6 protein-coding genes and 1 tRNA gene are annotated in these 6898 nt (G+C 38.3%); 5 read left to right on the top strand and 2 right to left on the bottom strand.

Annotated elements, in window-relative coordinates; all coding sequences use genetic code 11:
* Positions 1-406 precede the first annotated feature (406 nt).
* Complete coding sequence (locus AC59HZ_RS31100; protein WP_496549572.1) at positions 407-1312, bottom strand: DMT family transporter; 906 nt, start codon at positions 1310-1312, stop codon at positions 407-409.
* A 123-nt stretch (positions 1313-1435) separates the two neighbouring features.
* On the opposite strand from AC59HZ_RS31100, the gene AC59HZ_RS31095 reads away from it, so the two are divergent.
* From AC59HZ_RS31095 to AC59HZ_RS31080, 4 genes are all read left to right on the top strand, one after another.
* A complete protein-coding gene (locus tag AC59HZ_RS31095) occupies positions 1436-2131 on the top strand; it encodes an MgtC/SapB family protein (RefSeq protein WP_496549571.1) in 696 nt (231 codons plus the stop codon).
* 85 nt (positions 2132-2216) lie between these two features.
* Positions 2217-2289, top strand: a tRNA-Ala gene (locus AC59HZ_RS31090).
* A gap of 300 nt (positions 2290-2589) precedes the next feature.
* A complete protein-coding gene (locus AC59HZ_RS31085; RefSeq protein WP_496549570.1) occupies positions 2590-2916 on the top strand; it encodes a DUF485 domain-containing protein in 327 nt (108 codons plus the stop codon).
* A complete protein-coding gene (locus AC59HZ_RS31080) occupies positions 2916-4454 on the top strand; it encodes a solute symporter family protein (protein ID WP_496549569.1) in 1539 nt (512 codons plus the stop codon). Before AC59HZ_RS31085 ends, AC59HZ_RS31080 begins: the two co-directional genes overlap by 1 nt.
* Before the next feature lie 42 nt (positions 4455-4496).
* Here AC59HZ_RS31080 and AC59HZ_RS31075 read toward each other — a convergent pair whose 3' ends face one another.
* Entirely contained in the window at positions 4497-5837 is a 1341-nt protein-coding gene (locus tag AC59HZ_RS31075; protein WP_496549568.1) for a DEAD/DEAH box helicase, read from the bottom strand.
* 185 nt (positions 5838-6022) lie between these two features.
* Between AC59HZ_RS31075 and AC59HZ_RS31070 the strand changes: the two genes are divergently transcribed.
* Positions 6023-6598 (top strand): RBBP9/YdeN family alpha/beta hydrolase, encoded by a 576-nt coding sequence (locus AC59HZ_RS31070; RefSeq protein WP_496549567.1) that lies wholly within the window; start codon positions 6023-6025, stop codon positions 6596-6598.
* The last annotated feature ends 300 nt before the right edge of the window (positions 6599-6898 follow it).

Genomic DNA, 6898 nt, shown 5'->3' with positions numbered 1-6898 from the left:
TTAGGCACGCCGCCAGCGTTCGTCCTGAGCCAGGATCAAACTCTCCAAGAAAGTTGATTAGCTCATAAAATAAAACGTTGGCTCGTTTCAAAAGAAACGAATATTATTGTTTGTTGACGTTTTTGTTTGTTTAGTTTTCAAAGAACAATCTTGTTAATTTCAGTCCCTTTTGCTTAATCCTTCGAAAGCGACTTCCTTAATTTATCACATCTCAACTTTAGATGTCAACAACTTTTTTAATTTCATTTTTCGTTGTTTTGACTCTCTCGAAGAGGACGAGATTTAATATAACACGATAAATAAATGATTGCAATATAATTTTAAAACTTTTTTTTACAAGATCCTTTCTTAAAAGGATTATTCACATTCTTTTATGTAGATAAAAGAATGTGAATAACTGGGATCATCAGGTTGTACTTTTCATTTCACCTTTTAATTTCATTTTTCTCTCATCAATCACGAATAATAAAATTCCTCCTATTACTACAACTCCTCCTAAGATTTGTGTCCAGACAACATTTTCGCTTAGTAAGAAAAACGCAAGGATTGTCGCTCCAACTGGTTCAAACAAAATGGCCATTGAAATAGTCGAAGTGCTAAGCCATTTTATTGACCAATTAAACAATGTATGTCCGAGCAAATTAGGAAATAGAGCGAGTAAAATAAAATAAGTCCAGTTACTTGAAGAATAAGGAAATAATGGCTCACCAGCAGCCAGGCAATAAATGAATAGAGTAATGGTACTCATAAAGTAGACGATAAATGTATAAGTAATAAGTGATACCCTTTTTCTAACATTTTGACCAAATAATAAATAGGCTGTTACCGGTATACAGGCAAGTAATGCAATAATATCTCCATATAGTGCCGTTCCGCTGATTTGGAAATCCCCCCAGCTAATAATTATACTCCCTGCAACAGCAATGATTCCGCTGAGGATTGCTTTACTTGATAATTTCTCCTTAAAGAAAAAATAGGTTCCTACAAAAGCAAATAAGGGCTGCAGAGTCACAAGAACTGTGGAACTTGCAACCGAAGTGTAATTTAGTGATTCAAACCATAGGATAAAGTGAAAGGCTAGTAATATTCCGGCAATGGTCGAAAAAAGCCAATCTTTTTTGGTTATAAGACGTAGTTCTGAAACATGCTTCGTTAAAAATATGGGGAGCATGAATAAAACTGAAAAAAGTAAACGATAAAATGCAATTACTCCTGATGGTGCTGTACTGAGCTTGACAAAAATAGCTGAGGCAGAAACAGATAGTACACCTATAGCTAAAACGGCATAGGGATTTATTTTTGGTTCTTCCATAACATACTCCTTTATGTGTAGAATCTAAGTAAGGATTTAAATATTTTAATGTAATCCTATATTATTTACTATCAATTTATCAAAAGTTCTGCTATTCGATTCTTAAATTGGACGTGAATGTAGATGTCAAATACGGATATAGATATATTAATAAAACTGGGAATTTCGGCCGTTTTTGGGCTTATAATCGGTCTTGAACGCGAATTAAAAAGAAAGCCCGTCGGACTTAAAACGAGTCTGGTTATTTCCGTTGTAAGTTGTCTGTTAACTATCGTTTCAATTCAATCCGCTTATATGTTTCCGAATTCAAATGATGTGAAAATTACAATGGACCCCCTTCGACTTGCTGCCCAAATCGTTTCCGGGATTGGATTCTTAGGTGCAGGTGTGATTTTAAGACGGGGCAATGATAGTATCTCTGGTTTAACGACTGCTGCGATGATTTGGGGGGCTGCCGGAATTGGCATTGCCGTTGGAGCCGGCTTTTATTTGGAGGCATCTGTTGGAGTAGCCTTACTCATTATAAGCGTAGAATTAATCCCTTTCCTAATGAAGCTATTTGGACCGAAGCAATTGCGGGAAAAAGAAGTTAGTTTGCAGCTATGTATTTGTGATCGTAATCAAATCGATCAGGCTATTGCTTTTTTATTAGAGAAAAAATATATCATTCGCAGACTTCGAATTAAAGATCTGGACAATGGTGACCATCTCGTACAAATATTAGTAGCGGTTGATTACAGAGAAAAAACGACGGATGTTTATGCTTCCGTTTCTGATTTAGAAGGGGTTAAAAAAGTGGAAATTGAAAGTATTAGCTGAGGGCTGAAATTTTCTGCCCTTTTTTTAATTTTCCTCTTGCATGAAAATTAAAATCCGGATATAATTCTTCTTGTACCAAATATACGGGGGCTTAGCTCAGCTGGGAGAGCGCTTGCATGGCATGCAAGAGGTCGTCGGTTCGATCCCGATAGTCTCCATATTTAGAAAACCTTTGCGCAGCAAGGGTTTTCTTTTTTTTATCTATATTTTTTATACTAAAATTTTCCTATTTTTCATAAAATCCCTTGCGCATTTAAAAAATTCATTACTATAATTGAAACTGTAATAAATTTTAATAATTTGGAAAAAGGAGGGTAATTGTTCCATTACATTCAGGTATTCCGCTATTCAATCAACCTGTACTACTCCATCAATATTTCAGCTAGTGACCTTCAGCATTGTCATAATTTCGTCCTCATGTTTTGAACCGACGTTTATTTGAGAGAGGGGGAGCTTCATTGGAGGCTAAAAAAATCAATGATATTACTGAAAGCGATTACAGTTCAATTGTACAATCTTCTTCGTTTCAAACATTACTCTCCGAAAAGAAAAAATTTATCATTCCTATCACGATCTTCTTCTTTTGTTTTTACTTTGCTTTACCAATCTTAACTTCCTTTTCAACCATCTTAAATCACAAATTTATCGGAAGTATTTCATGGGCTTGGGTGTTTGCCTTTCTTCAATTTTTGATGACCTGGGGACTTTGCATGCTTTATTCAAAAAAAGCGGCCAAATTTGATGAGTTGGCTGATAAAGTTGTCAAGGAACGGGGGAATAGCTGATGAATACTCCTGCTTTTATTATGTTCCTTGCGATTGTTTTAGTCACGTTAGTTATAACCTATTACGCATCGAAACGAACCAAAAATGCGAGTGAATTCTACACAGCCGGCGGGGGTCTGACAGGCTGGCAAAATGGACTGGCAATTGCTGGGGACTATATGTCTGCTGCATCCTTTCTTGGAATCGCAGGAGCGGTTGCATTGACAGGCTTTGACGGATTCTTTTATAGTATCGGGTTTCTTGTTGCCTACCTGGTCGTTCTATATTTAGTAGCAGAACCGCTTCGGAACCTTGGTAAGTATACGTTTGCCGATATGATTGCCGCCCGATTTAATGCTAAGAAAATACGCGGTTTTGCGGCAATGAACACGATGGCTATCTCTATTTTTTATATGATTGCTCAGCTTGTTGGGGCGGGTGCACTTATTAAATTATTATTAGGATTGGAATATACAACATCTGTTTTAATTGTGGGCGTGTTAATGACTGTCTACGTCATTTTCGGCGGAATGCATGCCACGAGCTGGGTACAAATCATAAAAGCGATTCTTCTTATGGGAGGTACCTTCATCATTTCTATTCTTGTTTTGGCCAAGTTTAACTGGAGTATCACCGATATGTTTGCGCAAATGAAAACAGCCACACCGCTTAAGGAATCCTTCTTGAATCCCGGTGTTAAATACAAAATCGGCCTTGATACGATTTCATTAAACATGGGACTAGTGCTTGGGACGGCAGGGCTGCCTCATATTCTCGTTCGTTTCTTTACGGTAAAGGATGCCAAAACGGCCCGCTCTTCTGTTGTTTATGCTACATGGATCATTGGCATCTTTTACGTCATGACCATTTTCCTTGGCTTCGGTGCTGCCGCATTTGTCGGCAATAGTGAAATTGTAGCGGCCAATCCAGCCGGAAATATGGCGGCCCCACTTTTAGCTAAAGCTATTGGAGGTAATATGCTGTTTGCCTTTATCTCAGCCGTGGCATTTGCTACTATTCTTGCTGTAGTGGCGGGTCTTGTTTTAACAGCTGCCTCTGCCTTTGCACATGATTTCTATAACGAAATTCTCCGAAAAGGAAAGGCTACAGAAAAGCAGCAGGTTAGCATGGCTCGCTGGGCCGCAGTTGGTGTTTCAGTCGTTTCTATAATTTTAGCTTTAGGTGCACAAACACTTAACGTAGCCTTCCTTGTTTCCCTAGCCTTTGCAGTTGCGGCAAGTGCTAATTTGCCAGTCATTATTTACACCATCTATTGGAAACGATTTAATACGACTGGTGCTGTATGGGCGATGGTGGTTGGACTTATTTCCGCTATCGGTCTTGTTCTTATAAGTCCAAATGTTTTCAGTCCGGAGGTTGGAAAAGCCATTTTTGTAGGGGAACCATTATTCCCATATACAACACCTGGGATTATCTCGATTCCTCTTGGATTTTTAGCAGGCTATCTTGGAACCATCTTCTCCGGCCAAAAGGCTGATGTGAAAAAATATGATGAAGTACTCGTAAAATCAAACACTGGAATTGGAATCGGCCGTTAAATAAATAAACGGGACTGAAGTAATTTCAGTCCCGTTTGTTTATTATCTTTTCTTTTGTTTTTTTGCTCCACCTGCATTTGTGCTCTTTTTGCCGAACCGAGCAGATATTGTGGAGCTATTTGCTTTTCCTTTTGATCCCTGTCGCTTGGAATTCGAATTCATTTTCGCATTGCGTGAATCTGTAGTTTTATTCTGTTTTTCATTACCCTTGGTATCCTTCCCTTTTTGAACAGCAGAACGATTTGGCTTCGCATCTTTTTCCTTACTCGAATTCCCAAGGTTTTGTTTTTGAATGGTGATATTCAGTTCTTTTTCAATCAAATCCAAAGTGGGACGGTCGGCTGACGAGTATAAAGTAATCGCTAATCCCTTCATTCCTGCTCGGCCTGTTCTTCCGATACGATGAATATAGCTTTCACTGTCCTGAGGAATATCATAATTAAAGACATGGGTTACACCTTCGACATCAAGTCCTCTTGCAGCTACATCTGTTGCAATTAACAGTTGGACCTCAGCATCCCGAAACCGCTTCATTACCTGCTCCCGTTTTGCTTGAGACAAATCACCGTGCAATTCATCACAGGAAAAACCATGGCTCTTTAACACTTCATAAAGTTTACTTACTCTTCGTTTTGTCCGGCAAAAAATAACTGCTAAAAACGGCCGGTGCGTTTCAATTAATTGAATAAGTGTTGCCTGCTTTGCCCGGTCAATGGTATGGATGGCTATTTGCTTAACATTATCAGCGGGTCCTTGTGTTTTTTCCACCTGGATATATTCAGGTGCCCTCATATGCTTATGTGCAAGTTTTCTTACTTCAGAGGGAATTGTGGCTGAGAATAGCATCGTCTGACGGCTCTTGGGAGTTTCCTTAATGATGTCTTCTACTTCATTCAAAAATCCAATATGCAGCATTTGATCGGCTTCATCTAATACCAGAAAAGAAGTTTGTGATAAATCTACGGTTCCTCTTCGGATATGATCTAACAGCCTCCCTGGTGTCCCAACCACAATCTGCATACCCTTCTTCAATTTTTTCAATTGCTTGTCAACGTCCTGCCCGCCATATATGGCTAATACATCAATACCCTCAATACCTGAGAGTAGCTTTTCTATTTCGTCAGTAATTTGCAAGGCCAATTCCCGGGTGGGAGTGACGATCAAGGCTTGAACATATGTTGTATCGCTTTTTATCTTTTCTAAGATTGGCAGGATAAAAGCAAACGTCTTCCCGGTACCTGTTTGTGCTTGAGCGATAATATCCTTACCACCCATTACAATGGGAATGGCTTGATTTTGAACTGGTGTCGGAACGGCCACTCCGTAGGAATGTAATTTACTAGCTAATGTTGGCGATACACCTATTGATAAAAAATCGGACAAATAATACCCCTGCTTTCTATATGAACATATCTACTAATATTGATTGTTTATTATAGCAATTGCAAATATCTTTTAATCTTTTATGAAGAAACTGATTGTCATTTCATTATAAAGAAGGTATAATTCATTAAAACCAATTTAATCTATCGGAATAATAAACTTTTTTCAAAAAAAGGGGTGTTCGTATGAATCAACGTAGTTTTTTAATCCTTCACGGTTTAGGAGGGAGCGGACCTGATCATTGGCAGAGCTGGTTAGCACACGAATTAACGCAAAGAAACGTTCACGTTTGCTATCCAACCTTTTCAAACTTTGATTCACCCAATTTACAGATTTGGCTGGATGAATTAAATACTGCATTAAAAACGATTCCAAAAGATCACAAACTTTCCGTTATTACTCACAGCCTAGGATGCCTCCTATGGCTCCATTACACAACAAATCAAAACAAACGAATTGCAGACCAAGTTATCCTTGTGGCACCGCCTTCACCAGCCATCATACTTCGAGAAGCAGCATCCTTTTATCCAGTTCCTCTAAACAAATCACATTTATCGGCAGCGTCGGAAGAAACTTTATTTGTCCATTCCACCAATGATCCATATTGCAGTATGGAGGATGCAAAAAATTATTTAAATCTAGCTCTTCCTTCCATTACTATACCTAATGCAGGCCACATAAATTCAAATTCGGGGCACGGTAAATGGCCATGGGTGTTAGAGCAATGTCTTGCGACAGAAAAAATCTTGTTAAATGTTTAAAATCCGTATGATTTCAGCGAACAACTTGGGTAGCCTTTCGATGTCAGTCACTGCTATGGACCTTGCCACAAAATAGCAAAAAGGAGAACGAATTGCCGTTCTCCTTTTAACATTTTGTGCTCATTTCTTTTAATTTCTTTTTATCGATTTTTCCAACATGGGTTTTTGAAAGTTCCTTCAGAAAAAATTTTTATACTTTTTTACCACACTATCTCCCTTAAAGAGAGGGCACTGCAAAAAGGGCATAAATGCTATGCACTTTTAAATAAAAGCCCCTAGCTTATGAATTTTCATAAATTA

The organism is Neobacillus sp. DZ-9 (genome assembly GCF_059587065.1).
This window is presented reverse-complemented; position numbering and strand designations above follow the sequence as displayed.

Excerpts from the sequence above, each read along its gene's own strand:
- AC59HZ_RS31080 (WP_496549569.1), top strand. The coding sequence starts at position 2,916 with ATGAATACTCCTGCTTTTATTATGTTCCTTGCGATTGTTTTAGTCACG.
- AC59HZ_RS31070 (WP_496549567.1), top strand. The coding sequence starts at position 6,023 with ATGAATCAACGTAGTTTTTTAATCCTTCACGGTTTAGGAGGGAGCGGA.
- AC59HZ_RS31095 (WP_496549571.1), top strand. The coding sequence starts at position 1,436 with ATGTCAAATACGGATATAGATATATTAATAAAACTGGGAATTTCGGCC.
- AC59HZ_RS31100 (WP_496549572.1), bottom strand. The coding sequence starts at position 1,312 with ATGGAAGAACCAAAAATAAATCCCTATGCCGTTTTAGCTATAGGTGTA.